The 18,200-nt window shown below is 70.3% G+C and carries 17 protein-coding genes and 2 pseudogenes; 10 read left to right on the top strand and 9 right to left on the bottom strand.

Annotated features, from left to right (window positions below):
• Positions 1–410 precede the first annotated feature (410 nt).
• From rhaI to ACZ6KY_RS37520, 6 genes are all read left to right on the top strand, one after another.
• Complete coding sequence (gene rhaI, locus ACZ6KY_RS37495; RefSeq protein WP_469314742.1) at positions 411–1,571, top strand: L-rhamnose isomerase; 1,161 nt, start codon at positions 411–413, stop codon at positions 1,569–1,571.
• Between the two features lie 188 nt (positions 1,572–1,759).
• Positions 1,760–3,799, top strand: a complete 2,040-nt coding sequence (locus ACZ6KY_RS37500; RefSeq protein ID WP_469314743.1) for a bifunctional aldolase/short-chain dehydrogenase — start codon at positions 1,760–1,762, stop codon at positions 3,797–3,799.
• A 5-nt stretch (positions 3,800–3,804) separates the two neighbouring features.
• Positions 3,805–5,280: a rhamnulokinase gene (locus ACZ6KY_RS37505; RefSeq protein ID WP_469314744.1), complete on the top strand. Its 1,476-nt coding sequence runs from the start codon at positions 3,805–3,807 to the stop codon at positions 5,278–5,280.
• Positions 5,281–5,374: 94 nt separating this feature from the next.
• Complete coding sequence (locus tag ACZ6KY_RS37510; RefSeq protein WP_469314745.1) at positions 5,375–6,202, top strand: (Fe-S)-binding protein; 828 nt, start codon at positions 5,375–5,377, stop codon at positions 6,200–6,202.
• Positions 6,199–7,677 (top strand): LutB/LldF family L-lactate oxidation iron-sulfur protein, encoded by a 1,479-nt coding sequence (locus tag ACZ6KY_RS37515; RefSeq protein WP_469314746.1) that lies wholly within the window; start codon positions 6,199–6,201, stop codon positions 7,675–7,677. The genes ACZ6KY_RS37510 and ACZ6KY_RS37515 overlap by 4 nt, the downstream gene beginning before the upstream one ends.
• A complete protein-coding gene (locus ACZ6KY_RS37520) occupies positions 7,674–8,324 on the top strand; it encodes a LutC/YkgG family protein (protein WP_469314747.1) in 651 nt (216 codons plus the stop codon). The genes ACZ6KY_RS37515 and ACZ6KY_RS37520 overlap by 4 nt, the downstream gene beginning before the upstream one ends.
• A gap of 161 nt (positions 8,325–8,485) precedes the next feature.
• Here the strand turns inward: ACZ6KY_RS37520 and ACZ6KY_RS37525 are convergent, their stop codons facing one another.
• Complete coding sequence (locus ACZ6KY_RS37525; protein WP_469314748.1) at positions 8,486–9,184, bottom strand: hypothetical protein; 699 nt, start codon at positions 9,182–9,184, stop codon at positions 8,486–8,488.
• A gap of 502 nt (positions 9,185–9,686) precedes the next feature.
• A pseudogene (locus tag ACZ6KY_RS37530) lies at positions 9,687–9,779 on the bottom strand (ABC transporter permease); the annotation flags it as partial.
• 441 nt (positions 9,780–10,220) lie between these two features.
• Here ACZ6KY_RS37530 and ACZ6KY_RS37535 point away from each other — a divergent pair.
• From ACZ6KY_RS37535 to ACZ6KY_RS37545, 3 genes are all read left to right on the top strand, one after another.
• Positions 10,221–11,030 (top strand): COG4705 family protein, encoded by an 810-nt coding sequence (locus tag ACZ6KY_RS37535; RefSeq protein ID WP_469314749.1) that lies wholly within the window; start codon positions 10,221–10,223, stop codon positions 11,028–11,030.
• 335 nt (positions 11,031–11,365) lie between these two features.
• Positions 11,366–11,629 carry an integrase core domain-containing protein gene (locus ACZ6KY_RS37540; protein WP_469314750.1) on the top strand — a complete coding sequence of 88 codons (264 nt, stop codon included), beginning with the start codon at positions 11,366–11,368 and terminating at the stop codon, positions 11,627–11,629.
• Between the two features lie 98 nt (positions 11,630–11,727).
• Complete coding sequence (locus tag ACZ6KY_RS37545) at positions 11,728–11,919, top strand: hypothetical protein (RefSeq protein WP_469314751.1); 192 nt, start codon at positions 11,728–11,730, stop codon at positions 11,917–11,919.
• 26 nt (positions 11,920–11,945) lie between these two features.
• Here ACZ6KY_RS37545 and ACZ6KY_RS37550 read toward each other — a convergent pair whose 3' ends face one another.
• Together ACZ6KY_RS37550 and ACZ6KY_RS37555 are read right to left on the bottom strand one after the other, a co-directional pair.
• Positions 11,946–12,146 carry an acyl-CoA carboxylase epsilon subunit gene (locus ACZ6KY_RS37550; RefSeq protein WP_469314752.1) on the bottom strand — a complete coding sequence of 67 codons (201 nt, stop codon included), beginning with the start codon at positions 12,144–12,146 and terminating at the stop codon, positions 11,946–11,948.
• 20 nt (positions 12,147–12,166) lie between these two features.
• On the bottom strand, positions 12,167–13,708 hold the full coding sequence (locus ACZ6KY_RS37555; RefSeq protein WP_469314753.1) for an acyl-CoA carboxylase subunit beta: 1,542 nt from the start codon (positions 13,706–13,708) through the stop codon (positions 12,167–12,169).
• 155 nt (positions 13,709–13,863) lie between these two features.
• Between ACZ6KY_RS37555 and ACZ6KY_RS37560 the strand changes: the two genes are divergently transcribed.
• Positions 13,864–14,091: a hypothetical protein gene (locus ACZ6KY_RS37560; protein WP_469314754.1), complete on the top strand. Its 228-nt coding sequence runs from the start codon at positions 13,864–13,866 to the stop codon at positions 14,089–14,091.
• Between the two features lie 563 nt (positions 14,092–14,654).
• On the opposite strand, the gene ACZ6KY_RS37565 is transcribed toward ACZ6KY_RS37560, so the two are convergent.
• From ACZ6KY_RS37565 to ACZ6KY_RS37585, 5 genes and pseudogenes are all read right to left on the bottom strand, one after another.
• The gene (locus ACZ6KY_RS37565) at positions 14,655–15,209 is read right to left on the bottom strand and encodes an NAD(P)H-dependent oxidoreductase (protein WP_469314755.1); all 555 of its coding nucleotides are present in this window, start codon (positions 15,207–15,209) and stop codon (positions 14,655–14,657) included.
• Positions 15,210–15,502: 293 nt separating this feature from the next.
• Positions 15,503–16,507, bottom strand: a complete 1,005-nt coding sequence (locus ACZ6KY_RS37570) for an ISAs1 family transposase (protein ID WP_469314756.1) — start codon at positions 16,505–16,507, stop codon at positions 15,503–15,505.
• Positions 16,474–16,578, bottom strand: a pseudogene (locus ACZ6KY_RS37575) (hypothetical protein); the annotation flags it as partial. The pseudogene ACZ6KY_RS37575 and the gene ACZ6KY_RS37570, both read right to left, overlap by 34 nt.
• Before the next feature lie 167 nt (positions 16,579–16,745).
• Positions 16,746–17,153, bottom strand: coding sequence for an OB-fold protein (locus ACZ6KY_RS37580; protein WP_469314757.1), 408 nt, complete (start codon positions 17,151–17,153; stop codon positions 16,746–16,748).
• Positions 17,150–18,013 (bottom strand): oxidoreductase, encoded by an 864-nt coding sequence (locus tag ACZ6KY_RS37585; protein WP_469314758.1) that lies wholly within the window; start codon positions 18,011–18,013, stop codon positions 17,150–17,152. Before ACZ6KY_RS37585 ends, ACZ6KY_RS37580 begins: the two co-directional genes overlap by 4 nt.
• Positions 18,014–18,200 lie beyond the last annotated feature (187 nt).

The raw sequence follows: 18,200 nt of genomic DNA on the forward strand, positions 1-18,200 counted from the left end.
GGCTCCTCGACGACGCCGGTGGGACGGCCCCCACAGCGTCGTGAAAGGTTTCAATTGGATTGCCGGGACGTTAGACAGGTCACCCAGGTCGCGTCAATGGGTTCGCGTCGAAATTCTCAGACGGCCGTGTGTCACAACAGGGTCACGGCAAACGGTCGGCGCCGGAGGGGTTGACAGCCTTCCGAGGGGCTCATAGCTTCACCTCCTGAATCGTTTCAGACCCTGTGTTCGGAAGACCCTGTTGACGGGACCGCGGGAAGCCCTGTGAGCGGGATCGCGGGAGCCCTTCGGGGAGTCCTTCGGGAAGCCCGTGGGCGGTTGCCGCGGGAGGTGCCCGGCGCGGCCGTCGTGAAGCGGTTCAGGAAGCCGTCGAAGAAGCCGTTCCCATTCGAAGTCGTAGGAGTCCCGAAGTGACCGAGTTCGCCGCGGTGAAGGCCGCGCTCAAGACCCAGGCCGTCGAGACGCCGTCGTGGGCGTACGGGAACTCGGGAACCCGATTCAAGGTGTTCGCGCAACCGGGCGTGCCCCGCACCCCGCAGGAGAAGCTGGACGACGCGGCCAAGGTGCACGAGTTCACCGGCGCGGCCCCGACCGTCGCGCTGCACATCCCCTGGGACAAGGTCGACGACTACGCGGCGCTGGCGAAGCACGCCGAGGAGCGCGGCCTGAAGCTGGGCGCCATCAACTCCAACACCTTCCAGGACGACGACTACCGGCTCGGCTCCGTCTGCCACCCGGACGCGACGGTGCGCCGCAAGGCCGTCGACCACCTGCTCGAATGCGTCGACATCATGGACGCGACGGGTTCGAAGGACCTGAAGCTGTGGTTCGCCGACGGGACGAACTATCCCGGCCAGGACGACCTGCGCGAGCGCCAGGACCGGCTGGCCGAGGCCCTCGCGCAGGTCTACGCCCGGCTCGGCGACCACCAGCGGATGCTGCTGGAGTACAAGTTCTTCGAGCCCGCCTTCTACGCGACGGACGTCCCCGACTGGGGAACGGCGTACGCGCACTGCCTCAAGCTCGGCCCCAAGGCACAGGTCGTGGTCGACACCGGCCACCACGCCCCCGGCACCAACATCGAGTTCATCGTCGCCACGCTGCTGCGCGAGGACAAGCTCGGCGCCTTCGACTTCAACTCCCGCTTCTACGCCGACGACGACCTGATGGTGGGCGCGGCCGACCCCTTCCAGCTCTTCCGGATCATGTACGAGGTGATCCGCGGCGGCGGCTTCACCCCGGACGTCGCCTTCATGCTCGACCAGTGCCACAACATCGAGGCGAAGATCCCGGCGATCATCCGCTCGGTGATGAACGTGCAGGAGGCCACGGCCAAGGCACTCCTCGTCGACCGCGCCGCGCTCGCCGAGGCCCAGCGGAGCGGGGACGTCCTCGCCGCCAACGCGGTCGTCATGGACGCGTACAACACGGACGTACGTCCGTTGCTCGCCGAGGTCCGCACGGAGCTGGGGCTCGACCCCGACCCGGTGGCCGCGTACCGCCGGTCCGGTTACGCGGACCGGATCGCGGCCGAGCGGGTGGGCGGGCAGCAGGCCGGGTGGGGCGCGTAACCCCCGTACCGCGGGCGTAACCCTCGCCCCCCGTACCGCGGGCGTAACCCCCGTACCGCGTCTGCCCCATACGGTGCGTCGCGGGCCGCGGCCGGCCGGTCGCGCAGCTCCCCGCGCCCCTGGCGGGGCGCTGTCTCCTCGGGTTCGTTCCCCAGCGCACGCACTCACTCTCCTTAAGGACCAGGAACATGGCACCCCATCCCGAAGCCGCCGCTCTGCTGGCCCGGTCGCGCCGGCTCGGCGCCGATCCGCGCAACACCAACTACGCGGGCGGCAACACCTCCGCGAAGGGCACCGACACCGACCCCGTGACCGGCGGCGACGTGGAGCTGATGTGGGTGAAGGGGTCCGGTGGCGACCTCGGCACCCTCACCGAGGCCGGGCTCGCGGTGCTGCGGCTCGACCGGCTCCGTGCCCTGACCGAGGTGTACCCGGGCGTCGAGCGCGAGGACGAGATGGTCGCCGCGTTCGACTACTGCCTGCACGGCAAGGGCGGTGCCGCGCCGTCGATCGACACGGCGATGCACGGACTCGTCGACGCCCCGCACGTCGACCATCTGCACCCCGACTCCGGGATCGCGCTCGCCTGCGCGGCCGACGGGGAGAAGCTGACCGCCGAGTGCTTCGGCGACAGCGTGGTGTGGGTTCCGTGGCGCCGGCCCGGATTCCAGCTCGGTCTGGACATCGCGGCGGTCAAGGAGGCCAACCCGGGGGCGATCGGCTGTGTCCTCGGCGGCCACGGCATCACCGCGTGGGGCGCGAGCGCCGAGGAGTGCGAGCGCAACTCGCTGCACATCATCCGCACCGCCGAGGCCTTCCTCGCCGACCGCGGGAAGGCGGAGCCGTTCGGGCCGGTCGTCGAGGGCTACGAGGCACTCGCCCCGGCGGACCGCCGCGAGCGGGCCGCCGCGCTCGCGCCGCACATCCGGGCCATCGCCTCCCAGGACCGCCCGCAGGTCGGTCACTTCACCGACTCCGACGAGGTGCTCGACTTCCTGGCCCGCGCCGACCATCCAAGGCTCGCGGCGCTCGGCACCTCGTGCCCGGACCACTTCCTGCGCACCAAGGTCAGGCCGCTCGTCCTCGACCTGCCGCCGGCCGCCTCCCTCGACGAAGCGGTCGCCCGCCTCGAAGGGCTGCACGCCGAGTACCGCGTGGAGTACGCGGCCTACTACGAGCGGCACGCGCTGCCCGACTCCCCCGCGATGCGCGGCGCGGACCCGGCGATCGTGCTGGTCCCCGGAGTCGGCATGTTCTCCTTCGGCAAGGACAAGCAGACGGCGCGGGTGGCGGGCGAGTTCTACGTCAACGCGATCAACGTGATGCGGGGCGCCGAGGCCGTCTCGACGTACGCGCCGATCGAGGAGTCGGAGAAGTTCCGCATCGAGTACTGGGCTCTTGAGGAGGCCAAGCTCCAGCGGATGCCGAAGCCCGAACCGCTCGCCACCCGGGTCGCCCTGGTGACCGGCGCGGGCAGCGGGATCGGCAGGGCCATCGCCGAGCGGCTGGTGGCCGAGGGCGCGTGCGTCGTGGTCGCGGACCTGAACGCCGAGGGCGCCGAGCGGGTCGCCGCCGAACTCGGCGGTCCCGACAAGGCCGTCGCCGTCGGCGTGGACGTCACCTCCGAGGAGCAGATCACCGAGGCCTTCAAGGCGGCGGTGCTGGCCTTCGGCGGGGTCGACCTGGTGGTCAACAACGCGGGCATCTCCATCTCCAAGCCGCTGCTGGAGACCACCGCCGAGGACTGGGACCTCCAGCACGACATCATGGCCCGCGGTTCCTTCCTCGTCTCGCGCGAGGCGGCCCGGGTGATGATCGCGCAGCGACTGGGCGGCGACGTCGTCTACATCGCGTCCAAGAACGCGGTCTTCGCCGGCCCCAACAACATCGCCTACTCCGCGACCAAGGCCGACCAGGCGCACCAAGTACGGTTGCTGGCAGCCGAGTTGGGCGGGCACGGCATCCGGGTCAACGGCGTGAACCCCGACGGCGTGGTGCGCGGTTCGGGGATCTTCGCGGGCGGCTGGGGCGCGCAGCGGGCGGCGACGTACGGCATCGAGGAGGAGAAGCTGGGCGAGTTCTACGCCCAGCGGACCATCCTCAAGCGGGAGGTGCTCCCGGAGCATGTCGCGAACGCCGTGTTCGCCCTGACGGGCGGGGACCTGACGCACACCACGGGGCTGCACGTCCCGGTCGACGCCGGCGTAGCCGCCGCGTTCCTGCGATGACGTCGATGAACGCCCCGCACGCCCACGCCTCGCCCACCCGCTCCGCGCGCACCTACGCGGCGGTCGACCTCGGCGCGTCCAGCGGGCGGGTCATGGTGGGCCGCGTCGGCCCGGACACACTCGCCCTGACCGAGGCGCACCGCTTCCCGAACCGGCCGCTCCGGGTCCCCGAGGGGCTGCGCTGGGACATCCTCGCGCTGTACGCGGGAGTCCTCGACGGACTGCGCGCGGCGGGGCAGGTCGACTCCGTCGGCATCGACAGCTGGGCGGTGGACTACGGCCTGCTGGACGCGGACGGAGCGCTGCTCGGCAATCCGGTCCACTACCGCGACGCCCGCACCGAGGGGGTCGCGGAGAAGGTGTGGGCGAGCGTGCCCGCCGCCGAGCTGTACGCGGCGACGGGCTTGCAGTACGCGCCCTTCAACACCCTCTACCAGTTGACGGCCGCTCGTTCCTCAGCCCAACTCGCCGCCGCCCAGCGGCTGTTGCTCATCCCGGACCTGCTGTCCTACTGGCTCACGGGCGAGGCGGGCACCGAACTCACCAACGCCTCCACCACCCAGCTGATCGATCCGAGGACGCGCGACTGGTCGTACGGTCTCGCGGAGCGACTCGGCATCGACCTCGGACTGTTCGCGCCACTGCGCCGCCCCGGCGACCGGGCCGGGACGCTGCTGCCGCGGGTGCTGGAGGAGACCGGGACGACCGGCCCGGTGCCGGTGACGACGGTCGGTTCGCACGACACCGCCTCGGCGGTGGCCGCCGTTCCCGCGACCGGGGAGCGGTTCGCGTACATCTGCACCGGCACCTGGTCGCTTGCGGGCCTGGAACTGGACGCTCCCGTCCTCACCGAGGCGAGCCGGGCCGCCAACTTCACCAACGAACTGGGCCTGGACGGCACGGTCCGCCATCTGCGCAACATCATGGGCCTGTGGCTGCTCCAGGAGTGCGTACGCGAATGGGGTCACCCCGATCTGGGTGAACTCCTCACGGCCGCCGCCGAGGTGACGCCGCTGCGTTCCGTCGTGGACGCGGGCGACGCGGCGTTCCTCGCGCCGGGCCGGATGCCGTCGCGGATCGCGGAGGCCTGCCGGGACTCGGGGCAGCCGGTGCCCGAGTCCCGCGCCGAGATCACCCGTTGCATCCTCGACTCCCTCGCGCTCGCGCACCGCCGGGCGATCGAGCGGGCGCAGTCCCTCGCGGACCATCCGGTCGACGTCGTGCACATCGTCGGCGGCGGCACCCGCAACGAGCTGCTGTGCCAACTCACCTCCGACGCCTGCGGTCTGCCGGTGGTGGCGGGCCCGGCGGAGGCGGCCGCGCTCGGCAACGTCCTCGTCCAGGCGCGGGCGCACGGCCTGGTGGGCGACCGCGCCGAGATGCGCGCACTGGTGGCGCGCACCCAGCCGCTCCGCCGCTACGAGCCGCGGGGCGACACGGCGGCGTGGCGCGCGGCCGAGGCGAGGCTCGGCACGCGGTGAGACCCTGCCCGTTCGGCGGGCGCGCGCTGTCCCCCTCGTCGCACACCCGCCCCGTACCCTGCACCCACCCGATGACCGAGACCAAGGAGCCGCGATGCGTGTCGCCCTGTTCCTGACCTGTGTCAACGACACGCTGTATCCGGACACCGGCCGCGCCGTCGTGAAACTGCTGACCAGACTGGGTGTCGACGTCGATTTCCCGATGGGGCAGACCTGTTGCGGCCAGGCGCACTACAACACCGGGTACCGCCATGAGGCCGAGCCGCTCGCCCGGCATTTCTCCGATGTCTTCCGGGAGTACGAGGCGATCGTCACGCCGTCCGGATCGTGCGGGGCGATGGTGCGCGAGCTGTATCCGCGGATGGGTGAGCGGGCCCGTGCGGAGGGGCGCGGCGACACCCTGGCCAGGACGCTGGCGCCGGTCGTGCCGAAGACGTACGAGCTCACCGAGTTCCTCGTCGACGTCCTCGGGGTGACCGACGTCGGGGCGTACTACCCGCACACGGTGACCTATCACCCCACCTGTCACGGCCTGCGCGGCCTGGGACTCGGCGACCGGCCGCGCCGACTGCTCCAGGCGGTCAAGGGACTTGAGCTGCGCGAGCTGCCCGGCGCCGACGAGTGCTGCGGCTTCGGCGGCACGTTCGCCGTCAAGAACCCCGATGTCTCCGCGGCGATGGGCGCCGACAAGGTGCGCAACGCCGAGTCGACGGGCGCCGAGGTGCTGTGCGCCGCGGACAACTCGTGCCTGATGCACATCGGCGGCACGATGGGCCGCCTCAGGACGGACATGCGGCCGGTGCACATCGCGGAGATCCTGGCGAGCACGGAAGCGGGCGCGGAGCCAGGCTTTGTGGCCGGCTCGGAACCGAGCTTTGTGGCAGGCGCCGAAGCGGGCACGGACAAGGAGCCGAGCGCATGAGCGGAACGTTCGTCGGTATGCCGGCCTTCCCGAAGGCCGCGCACGAGGCCGTGAACAACGCCACCCTGCGAGGCAATCTGCGGCACGCCACCCACACCATCCGCGCCAAGCGCGCCAAGGCCGTCGCCGAGGTCTCCGACTGGGCGGAGCTGCGCGAGGCGGGCAAACGGATCAAGGACCACACGCTCCGCCATCTCGACCGCTATCTGACGCGGTTGGAGGAGTCGGTGACCGCGGCCGGTGGTGTCGTGCACTGGGCCGCCGATGCCGAGGAGGCCAACCGGATCGTCACGGCCCTGGTCAAGATGACCGGCGAGAGCGAGGTCGTCAAGGTCAAGTCGATGGCCACCCAGGAGATCGGGCTCAACGAGGCCCTGGAGGCCGCGGGCATCCACGCGTACGAGACCGATCTCGCCGAACTCATCGTGCAGTTGGGCAAGGACCGGCCCTCGCACATCCTCGTCCCGGCGATCCACCGCAACCGCGGCGAGATCAGGGACATCTTCGTCCGCGAGATGGGCGAGTGGGGCCGCCCGGCGCCCGAGGGACTCACCGACACGCCCGCCGAGCTGGCCGAGGCGGCGCGTCTGCATCTGCGCGAGAAGTTCCTGCGCGCCAAGGTCGGTATCTCCGGCGCCAACTTCATGGTCGCCGAGACCGGCACCCTCGTGGTCGTCGAGTCCGAGGGCAACGGCCGGATGTGCCTGACGCTCCCCGAGACGCTGATCTCGGTCGTCGGTATCGAGAAGATCGTGCCGAGCTGGCGGGACCTGGAAGTGTTCCTCCAGACGCTCCCCCGCTCCTCGACGGCCGAGCGTATGAACCCGTACACCTCGATGTGGACGGGCACCACGGACGGGGACGGCCCCCAGACGTTCCATCTGGTCCTGCTCGACAACGGCCGCACCGACACGCTCGCCGACGAGGTCGGCCGCCAGGCGCTGCGCTGCATCCGCTGCTCGGCGTGTCTCAACGTCTGCCCGGTGTACGAGCGGGCGGGCGGCCACGCCTACGGCTCGGTCTACCCGGGCCCGATCGGCGCGATCCTCAGTCCGCAACTGCGGGGCACCGCCAGCGAGATCGACGCCTCCCTGCCGTACGCCTCCTCGTTGTGCGGCGCCTGCTACGAGGTCTGCCCGGTCGCCATCGACATCCCGGAAGTCCTCGTCCATCTGCGGGAACGGATCGCGCAGGGCGGCCGGGCCACACGGGACGGCAACACGGTCGTACTGAAGCCGGCCAAGGGTCACGCGGCCGAGCGGGCGGCGATGCGGGCGGCCCGATGGGCGTTCAGCCACCCCGGCGCCCTGGGCGCCGGGCAGCGGCTCGCGTCCCGGACCCGCCGCTTCCACCCGCGGACCCTGCCGGGTCCCGGCAGGGCCTGGAGCGCGACCCGTGAACTGCCCACGGTTCCGGCGGAGTCGTTCCGCGAGTGGTGGCAGCGCACACGGGGCGGAAAGGACACGACGAAGTGAACAGCAGGGATCTGATCCTCGGCCGGGTGCGACGGGCCCTCACGGACGTGCCGCGGGACGACAACACGCCGTACGAGCAGGCCGTCAGCCGGAGTTATCTGCGTGAGCACGGTGCGCGGAGCGTCGCGGAGACGGTGGATCTGCTCGCGGAGAACCTGGCGGACTACCGGGCGATCGTGCACCGCGCCACCGAGGAGGAGCTGCCGTACGTCATCATGCGGCTGCTCGCCGAACGCGGATCCCAGTACGCGCTGGTGCCGCCGGGGCTCCCGCCTGAGTGGATGTCCGCGGCGGATCCCACCCGGGTCCACGACCGTGCGGTGAGCACGCCCGGTGAGCTCGACAAGGTGGCGAGCGTGGTGACCGGCTGCGCCGTCGCCGTCGCCGAGACCGGCACGATCGTCCTCGACGGCGGCCCGGACCAGGGCCGCCGCCGGATCACCCTGATCCCGGACCACCACATCTGCGTCGTCCGGGTCCCCGACCAGGTGGTGGCCTCCGTACCGCAGGCCATGGAACGCCTCGATCCGGCGCGTCCGCTGACCTGGATCTCCGGCCCCTCGGCCACCAGCGACATCGAGCTGGACCGCGTCGAGGGGGTGCACGGTCCGCGCACCCTGGAGGTGGTACTGGTGAGCGGAGAATGACGCGACGGTTCCCACGCTGATCGGCTGGAAGAAGGCGAGGGCGCGGGCGCGCGCCGGACACCTGAGCGGCTACGGCCTCGGAAGTGGCGCCGGGCCGGGTACCTCGAACGTGGCAGGGGAGGGTGCCTGGCGCGCCCTGGAGCCGCGGTGTCCGGGCCGGGTCAGGAGTACACGACCGGGGAACCGCGGCGCAGCACGAACTGGGCCGCGCGGAGGTACAGCGCCACGTAGAACGCCGCGTCGAGGTCGTCGGCCCACGGACCCGGGCGTGCGGCGGCCGTCTCCTTCGCCGGCCCGTCCCGGAACCACGTGGTCAGATCCAGGTTGTCGGACGTCGCCGGTATCTGCGGCGGCAGGTCGACGATCCGCGCAAGCCGCTCCGCGATGGCGAGCACCTGGGGAGCGCCGGCGACCACCATGTCGTCCGAGTAGCCGGATTCGACGGGCAGACAGATCTCCTCGTCCAGCGATATCGGCACGAGCGCCGACCAGCCGCACAGCGTCTCGGTCTCCTCCCGTGACAGATGTGCCCGGCACAGCTCGGTCAAGCCGTCCATCGGAGGGATCAGCTTCTCCTCGAACGCCATCCCGGAACCCCGGACGAAGGGCGCCTCCTCGGGCAGGGACGCGTACGGCGGCAGGCCACGCCGAAGCAACTCGGCGTTCAGCGCGGACGCGAGCTCGCCGAATCCGACCTGGTCCTCGTCCTCCTCGTCCTCGTCCTCGCCGAACCACTCCCGCGCACCGACACTGACCAGATAGATCCCCATGCCCGCAACGTACTGCGTGGCACTGACAATCCACCGGCCGCCCGCGCGGGAGCGGTTGACGACCGGTACCAGGTAGTCCGCGTTCTGCATGCCTCTCGGTCTTCACCGGCCGTTCAGGCCGCGGGGTGGTTGAACCGGGCCGCTGAATCTACGGTTGGCGGCGTCCAGCGCGGACATACGGCACACGGCGCGGCTGCCACTCACGGGACCGGCACGGATGCCGGGCCTGGACTGGAGGTCGCGGTGCGGGGTGGAGATGTCGGGGGGCCCTCGGCATCGGGTCCTCCGACCTTCCGACTACTCCCTGCGCCACAACCTCGTCGACAAGGGTTTCCTCCCCGTGCTGGAGGAACGCCGTACTGTTGTGGCGGGGGCACGTCCCGGGCAGGGCGTGGGAGCTCTCGTACTCCCCGGTCAGGCCGTCGCCACCGACTCGAACCGCCACCGATACATCACCCGAGTGACCAACCCCCTTTCGGACTGCGGGAGTTCGGCTCGGTCGGCGTCGTACGCGGCGTCCACCACGTGATGACCGGCAACCGGTCCCGCGGGGCCCGGAAGGTCCCGCGGCGCAGAAAGGGGGCGGGCAGCTCCCGCGTGCGATCCCCGACGCCGACAGCCCGCAGACGGGCAGGAGCAGCGAGAACATCGCGAGCGACGGGACGGTGTAGAGGATCGTGGTCACGCGTCCATCGCACCGGACGGGCGAGCGGGTCCGCTCGTTGTGGTGGCCCCTACGGGGGGACGCCCCTCGCACCCCGTACGACGGCGGCCGTCGTACGGAGCAGGGTCCGCCGTTCAGGCGGCTACCCGGACGAGTGAACGGCGTCCCTCTCTCACGTCCCGCCGGCGCCGGCAGGTGCGAAGGGTTGCCAGGATCGGTTCCGGGGGACACCCTCGGCACGTACGGGTCGGACCGGGTCCCCGGAGTCGCGCCCGCCACGGGCGAGCCGCACGCGACCTCTCTTCGTATCACCGGGATCATGGCGTCGACCAGGCATTCCGCCGGGCCGTTCAGGTTGTGTTCAGGCTCGGCGCGGCCCCCGGCAAGTCCTGCTCCAGAAGCTCCCAAGCGATGGCAAAGACCTCTGTGGTAGGGCCCTTCGGCCGTGTCATTGTGCGGGTCATGAGCACCGAGCACCTCACCCGTCACTCTCGAAGCATCCCCCCTGCCGCCGTCCTGGCGAGCAAGGTCCCGGAAGTCACGTTGTACTTCTGGGTGATCAAGGTGCTGACCACCGGAATGGGCGAGACGGCCTCCGACTTCCTGGCCCACTGGCTCGGGCCCATCCCCGCCGTGGGGCTCGGCGGCCTGGCCCTCGTGGCCTCGCTTGCGCTCCAGTTCGCCGTGCGCCGCTATGTGGCCTGGATCTACTGGACCGCGATCGTCATGGTCAGCGTGTTCGGCACGATGGCCGCGGATGTGCTCCATGTCGGTCTCGGTGTTCCGTACGCGATCTCCACACCGCTCTTCATGGTCGTGCTCGGCGCCGTGTTCGCCATCTGGTACGCCAGTGAGCGCACGCTCTCCATCCACAGCATCCGCACCCGCCGCCGCGAGGTCTTCTACTGGGCCACCGTGCTCGCCACCTTCGCGCTCGGCACCGCGGCCGGAGACCTCTCCGCCACCATCGGCCTCGGCTACCTGGGCTCGGCCGTCCTGTACGCCGTCGCCATCGCGGTCCCGGCCATCGCCCACCGATGGGGTTCCCTGAACGCTGTCGCCGCCTTCTGGACCGCGTACGTCATCACGCGCCCGCTCGGCGCGTCGGTCGCCGACTGGATGGCGCTCAGCCACGCGCGCGGCGGTCTCGCGCTCGGCCTCGGCCCGGTCACCGCTTCCTGGACCGTCGCCATCGTCGGCTTCGTCGCCTACCTGGCCCTGTCCCGGCGCGACGTCCAGAACGACTCGATCGGGACAGCCGGAACCGCCTGACCGAACGCGTGGGACGGCCCCGCGCCCCTGGGTTCACGTCGAGCCCAGGAGCGCGGGCACTCCCGCTCCTCCACCGCCACCCGAGCCCGGCGCACTTCGCGGAGCACCCACCGCGAGGCGCGACCGGGCTCCGTCGCGTCACCGGGTGTTCCGGTCAGCACACCCTGCCGCGCGGCTTCAGCGGCAGCAGGGGCAGTTCCGACCGTCCGAGCCGACGGAACGCGAGGTCGGACGGGCACTGCCGGCCGAGCGGATCTCGTACTTCTTCGACCGGTCGGGCCGCACCTACGGCTCGCCGAGGATCGGCGTTCAGGCAGCTTTGTGGCAGGTGGGGCGTGGTGCAGTCGATGGGCCGTGTCGGCTCCGCCCTGGACAACGCCGCCGCGGAGTCGTTCCACTCGGTCCTCAAGGTCGGATACGTCCACCGACACCGTTTCGCCACCCGCGCCGAGGCGCGACTGAAGACCGCCACCTGGATCGCGGACTTCTACGACACCAAACGACGCCACAGCGCGGCCGGCGGGCAACCACCCGTCGAGTTCGAACGGATCATCCAACAAGCGCGAGCCCGGCCCGATCAACAAGACAGGGCCGCATAACCAACGTCTCTACGAAATCCGGGGATTGACAGTCCCCGACCCTGCACACGTTCCTGCTCGGCTCGGCCTCACTGACCACGCTGCTCGCGCTGAAGTCGGTGGCGACGCTGACGACGGCCGCGATGGCCGTCGCCACGGCAGCCGCCTGGCGGCGGAAGTGGTGGGGTCGCACCGGGCGCGTCCTGTACACGGTGACGACGCTCGGGGCGATCGGCTTCCTGACCGTCGCCTTCGCCTTCGCCTTCGCCTTCGCCTTCGCCTACAACATGGTGCTGACGCCGTTCGGTTGAACCACGTTGAACCGAGGCGGGCGGCATCAGCGCCAGGAGACGGGGCTGCGGTAGCCGACCACGCGCTCGAGGCGGCGCCAGCGGGCCTGCGGGCGGGGGTTGCCATGGGCGAACCGCGGAGTGGCGGCGCGCTGCGCGGCGGTGCGGGCCGCCAGAACCGCGATCAGCGCGGCGAGTTCCTCGGGAGTGGGATCGCCGTGGATGATGCGGAGGTCCCCCTGGTCCATCTGCTGCCCCTTCGGTGCGCTCACTGGGGTGGGTTGCCGTGCTTGCGGGCGGGCAGGTCCGCGTGCTTGGTGCGGAGCATCCGCAGGGAGCGGATGAGCACCTCGCGGGTGGCGGCGGGGTCGATCACGTCATCGACCAGGCCGCGCTCGGCGGCGTAGTAGGGGTGCATCAGCTCGTCCTTGTACTGCTGCACCATCTCCACGCGCTTGGCCTCCGGATCGCCCGCGGCGTCGATCTCGCGGCGGAAGATGACGTTGGCGGCGCCCTCGGCGCCCATCACCGCGATCTCGTTGGTCGGCCAGGCGAACGCGAGGTCCGCGCCGACCGAGCGCGAGTCCATGACGATGTACGCGCCGCCGTACGCCTTACGCAGCACCAGCGAGATCCGCGGCACGGTGGCGTTGCAGTACGCGTACAGCAGCTTGGCGCCGTGGCGGATGATGCCGCCGTGCTCCTGGTCCACGCCCGGCAGGAAGCCGGGCACGTCCAGCAGGGTGACCAGCGGGATGTTGAAGGCGTCGCACAGCTGCACGAACCGCGCGGCCTTCTCCGAGGCGTGGATGTTCAGCACACCGGCCAGCGACTGCGGCTGGTTGGCGACGATGCCGACGACCTGCCCGTCCATGCGGGTGAGCGCGCAGATGACGTTGGTGGCCCAGCGCTCGTGGATCTCCATGGACTGGCCCTCGTCGGCCAGCTCCTCGATCACCTTACGCATGTCGTAGGGGCGGTTGCCGTCGGCCGGGACCAGGTCCAGCAGCGCCTCGCAGCGGCGGTCGGCCGGGTCCTCGGTCATCTCCACCGGCGGGGTCTCGCGGTTGTTCTGCGGCAGCATCGACAACAGGAACCGGACCTCCTCCAGGCAGGTCCGCTCGTCGTCGCAGGCGAAGTGCGCCACACCGGAGACCTCGGCGTGCACGTCCGCGCCGCCCAGACCGTTCTGGGAGATCTGCTCGCCGGTGACGGCCTTGACCACGTCCGGGCCGGTGATGAACATCTGCGAGGTCTCGCGGACCATGAACACGAAGTCGGTCAGCGCCGGCGAATAGGCGGCGCCGCCCGCGCACGGGCCGAGCATCACGGAAATCTGCGGGATCACACCCGAGGCGCGGGTATTGCGCTGGAAGATGCCGCCGTAACCGGCCAGCGCGGTGACGCCCTCCTGGATCCGGGCGCCCGCGCCGTCGTTCAACGACACCAGCGGAGCACCGGCCGCGATGGCCATGTCCATGATCTTGTGGATCTTCTGGGCGTGGGCCTCGCCCAGCGCGCCGCCGAAGATCCGGAAGTCGTGCGCGTACACGAACACCGTGCGGCCGTGGACGGTACCCCAGCCGGTGATCACGCCGTCGGTGTAGGGCTTCTTCGCCTCCAGGCCGAAACCGGTGGCACGGTGCCGGCGCAGCGGCTCGACCTCGTTGAACGAACCCTCGTCCAGCAGCAGCCCGATCCGCTCACGCGCGGTCCGCTTCCCCTTCGCGTGCTGTGCCTCCGTCGCCGCCACACTCGGCCCCGCCAACACCTGCTCACGAATCGCGAGCAGATCGGCCACGGCGGACATCCCATTCCCCCCTCACTGTGATCTGAACGCTGATCCGAACCGCTGGTCGCAGGCAGGCCCCGGCTGCACGGCGTGCCCGGAGGCTCCGCCCGGGCGGCGGACACCTTGCCGCGTCCCGCGAGGGAGCGAGGCCACCCGCGAGCTGCACCCCGGCCGTGATCGCGAAGGCCGGCGGCAGCCAGTGCAGGAAGTCCCGGCTCACCACCGTGCCCAGCAGGGAGACCCCCAGTACCGCGCCGGTCTGCCGACAGGTGTTGAGAATTCCGGACGCCACCCCGGCGTGGGTCATCGGGATGCCCTCCAGCGCGGCGGCGGCGACGGACGGCACCGCGAAGGAGCAGCCGACACCGATCAGCACCAGGCCGGACAGAGCGATCGAGTAGGCCGTGTGACCACCGATCAGGGTCATCGCCCCGGCGCCGGCCGCGCAGACGAATGTCCCGGTCCCGGATGAGGAATCCGATCCGGTCGGCCGAGTCGTCCAGGTCCATCAACAGGTTCCGGAACTGCTGGAGCACCCACGTGTGAGTCGGATGCATGGTGGCACTGAGGACGTGGATACGCCTGCTCGCGTGTTCGATCACGTAGCCGAACCCGGTCCGTTACGCCGTGGGGCCGGGTCGATACCGTGCCACTTGAGGATCGTCGCGGGGTCGGCGGGAAGTCGCAGGCCCGCGTGCCGGGCTCGAGGTATCGGAGCCAGGAGCGCGGCGAACAACGCCCGACCCGCCCATGCCGGCAAGCACAGGGGGAGTTGGTTCGGCCGCCGCCCGTAGGGTTTCAAGACTGCTTCACCGAGCCTGAGTCGAACTTCCTTCGCTGAACTCCCGTGGAGTTCGGCGAAGGAAGCGGCGGTGACATACGGGAACGCGCGGCCAGGGGCTGGGCCCCGGAGTGAACATCGTGATTAATCGTGAAAACTCTAAGAATTCACGAATAATCGAGGTCAGCCGACCGGCGTCTCACTGGTCGCGATGAGCCTGCGGTATTCCTTGGCGTTCAGAACGAGGTCCTCGTCCAGCGGGTCGAAGATCATGCCGTAGACGGAGTGAAAACCCTGGTAGTCAAGCTGGCAGAACTCCAGCGTTTGAGCGACCGGGGCGAGGTACTCCTCGAGGGTCCGTCGGGCGAGGCCTTCCGCGGCGTAGGTCTCCTGGGTGCTGCCGACCGTGACGGCCAGCCAGGCCTTCTTGTCCTGCAGCGCGGAGGCGGAACCGTCGAAGGTGAAGGCGAAACCGTGCACCAGCACCGCGTCGAACCAGGCCTTGAGCAGCGGGGTTACGCTGTACCAGTAGACCGGGAACTGGAGAACGACGGTGTCGTGCTCGCGCAGCAGCTGCTGCTCGCGTGCGGCATCGATCTTGAAATCGGGGTAGGTCTCGTAGAGGTCGTGGACGGTGACGTTGTCCAAGTCCTTGATCCCGGCGAGCCAGGTGGCGTTGCCACGGGATTCCGCGAGGTTCGGGTGGGCGACAATGACGAGGGTGCGATTGGTGGTCACTGACTGTTCCATTTCTCGTATAGGACGCGAACCCGTGTGCGTCCTCACTGGCAATGCTGGCGAGCGGGTCGGCCGTGTCCGCGGTCATGCGTTCTTCTCGAGCGCTTCGAAAGGGCGATCGTTTCGGAACGAGCGGCTGTGTCTCTGTAAGTAAAGGCAGTCGGTGATCCGAGCAGTGTTTATCACGCAATATTGACGGACTCGTTCCACCGGCGACCGTCCAGGTGGTGGATATTCACGCGCACCCCAACGCCCCAGGGCTTCGGCGTAGTCGGGATGCGTCCGGTTCGTGATCATCCGAGGCCGAGGAGTGCGAGGGGTCGGTGTGGGTTGCGGGCGTTGCGGCGGAGGCCGGCGGCGATGTCGACGGCCCCGGCGAGCTTGAGCCCGCCGATGGAGAGGTTGCGGCAACCGGCCATGGCGCGGGACGCGTTGCCGGTCCGCAACTGGGAGGCGTCCTCGGCGAAGGTGGTGTCGCGGACGTGGTGCGGGGCTTCGACCTGCCAGTGCCCCTTGATGAGTTTGGCGAGCTGGGCGGGTGTGGCCTGTTCGGCCGTCAGGCTGGTGACCGCGTAGCCGGTGGTGATCGTGGTCTTGACGGTCTTGCGGTCGGTGCGCCACCGCTTGATCTGGATGGCCTGCCGGGCCCCGGGGAACAGCGGGTTGTTCACGGTGGCCACCTTGATCCGGCGGATCTCCGCGCGGCCGTGGCCTGTGCCCCGGACCCGGCCCTGGAGCGGGATGTCCTTCCAGGGAAGGGACTTGAGCTGCCTGCGGAGCTTCTTCATGTCGCCCTTGACGATGACGATGTAGTGGGCCTGGCGTCCCAGCAGGTAGGCGGCGTGCTCGCGCTGGGTGTGCAGGGCGTCGGCGGTCACCACGACCCCGGCGAGGTCGGCGACCGTGTCCAGCAGCGGCTGGAAGCGGGTGATCTCGCTGGTCTTGTCGCCGACATCGAGCTGGGCCAGGACCAGGCCGGTGGCATGGTCCAGGGCGGCGAGCAGGTGGCTCTCCGGCCGCTGGCCTTCGCGGCGCCCCGCAGGCTCTTGCCGTCCACGGCCAGCGCGCGGCCCGGCCGTACGGGGGCGGCGGTCCGCGAGCCGGCGCCCGACCGCCGCGTCGAGGGCGTCGCCGTCGATCCGGGCCGGCAGCCGCCGCACCGCGGACTCGGAGGGCCGTTGCCGGGCGGGGAGCACGGATCGGGGCGGACGCCGAGCCGGGCGAGCACGTGGGCGGGCGCGTCGGCGATCCACTCGCCTACCGCCGGCAGGGAGGTGGCCCCGGCCAGGACCGCGCACGCGGCCAGGGCGAGGACGACGGCCAGCGGGTGGCGCACCCCCGCGCGGATCACGCGGGTCCGGCACCACACGCTTCCCGACCCACCCTGCCCGACAGACCGTCACGAAGCGGACGCCGGCCGACTTCGCCGGAGCCCTGCCAGGCGAGACAGTGCATGCCGCGCAGGCTGAAGATCAGGCTTGGATCGACCTCACGTGTGCCGGTCGTTTGCCGCTCTGGGAAATGGCCCGCAGTACCTCACGGGGTGAGGAGTTCGCACTCCTTGATGACCAGCACTGTCCCGTCCTCGCTGAAGACCCGGCATTCTCCCTTGATGGTGACGGTAACGCCCAGGGGGACGCTTCGCACAAGCCGGAATGATTCCTTGATTCGGTGGTCAAACGGCAGCACGAAGATGGCGAGGTGGGGACCTCCGGGGGAATCTGATACTTCCACCACCGGCGTACCATATTGGCTTTCGCCCGTTCGGATTGAGATTCCCTCAAGAGTGAGGAATTTCCCATAGTAGGCACGCTCTGCTGCGGCGCGGTCCGCGGTGAATTCGTTGTGGAGGTCTCGAATTTTCATTGGTTGCCACCTTCTCTGGTGTCGCGTGATCCTGCTGGTCTTATTCGAGTTGTCGTCAACCAGTGCCCACAGGGTCACTGCCCGATGGTGTTGAGTTCGGCGATCGCCTCGTCGGGCAGTTGCAGGTCAGCCGCGGCGATGTTCTCCCGCAGGTGAGCGACGGAGGAGGTTCCGGGGATCAGCACCGTCGACGGCGAGCGCCGCAGCAGCCAGGCGAGCGCCACCTGCTGCTCGGAGGCGCCGAGGCGGCGGGCGACTTCGCGCAGGACCCGTGACCGCAGTGGGTGGAATCCGCCGCCAAGGGGGAAGAACGCGGCGTAGGCGATGTTCTCCGCGGCGCAGCGATCGACGAGGTCGTCGTCGGCGCGGTCGACCAGGTTGTACTGGTTCTGCACGGTGACCACGGGGGCGATGGCCTGGGCCTGGGTGAGCTGGGCGTCGGTGATCCCGCTGAGGCCGAGGTGACGGATCAGGCCCTGCTCACGCAGGCCGGCCAAGGCGCCGAACGGTTCGGCGACGGAGGACCCGTCACCGTCGAATGCGGCCGTGCGCAGGTTGACCACGTCCAGGGTCTCCAGGCCGAGGTGCCGGAGATTCTCGTGGACCTGGGCCTTGAGGTCGGCGGGGTCCAGGGAGGTGATCCAGCCGCCGGTGGCGCTGCGGCGGACGCCGACCTTGGTGACGATGTGCAGACCGGCCGGGTAGGGGTGCAGGGCCTCCTTGATCAGTTTGTTGACGACAGTCGGCCCGTAGAAGTCGCTGGTGTCGATGTGGGTGATGCCGAGCTCGACCGCTGCGCGCAGCACGGCGATCGCCCGAGTGCGATCCCTGGGCGGCCCGAAGACACCGGGACCGGTCAGCTGCATCGCGCCGTATCCCATTCGAGTGATGCTCAGGTCGTCGGCGAGGGTTAACGTCTGCGGGGCGGGGATACTCATCCGAAGGCCTCTCGGGTCTGTTCGCGGCATCGTTGCGGACCGCTCGGCGCGTCCATTGGGCAAGCTTCCATATGTGCGGCGGGGGCAGGGACGCGGGGGGGGGGGGGGGGGGGGGGGGGGGGGGGGGGGGGGGGGGGGGGGGGGGGGGGGGGGGGGGGGGGGGGGGGGGGGGGGGGGGGGGGGGGGG

The sequence above is a fragment of the Streptomyces sp. NPDC042002 genome (assembly GCF_055588305.1).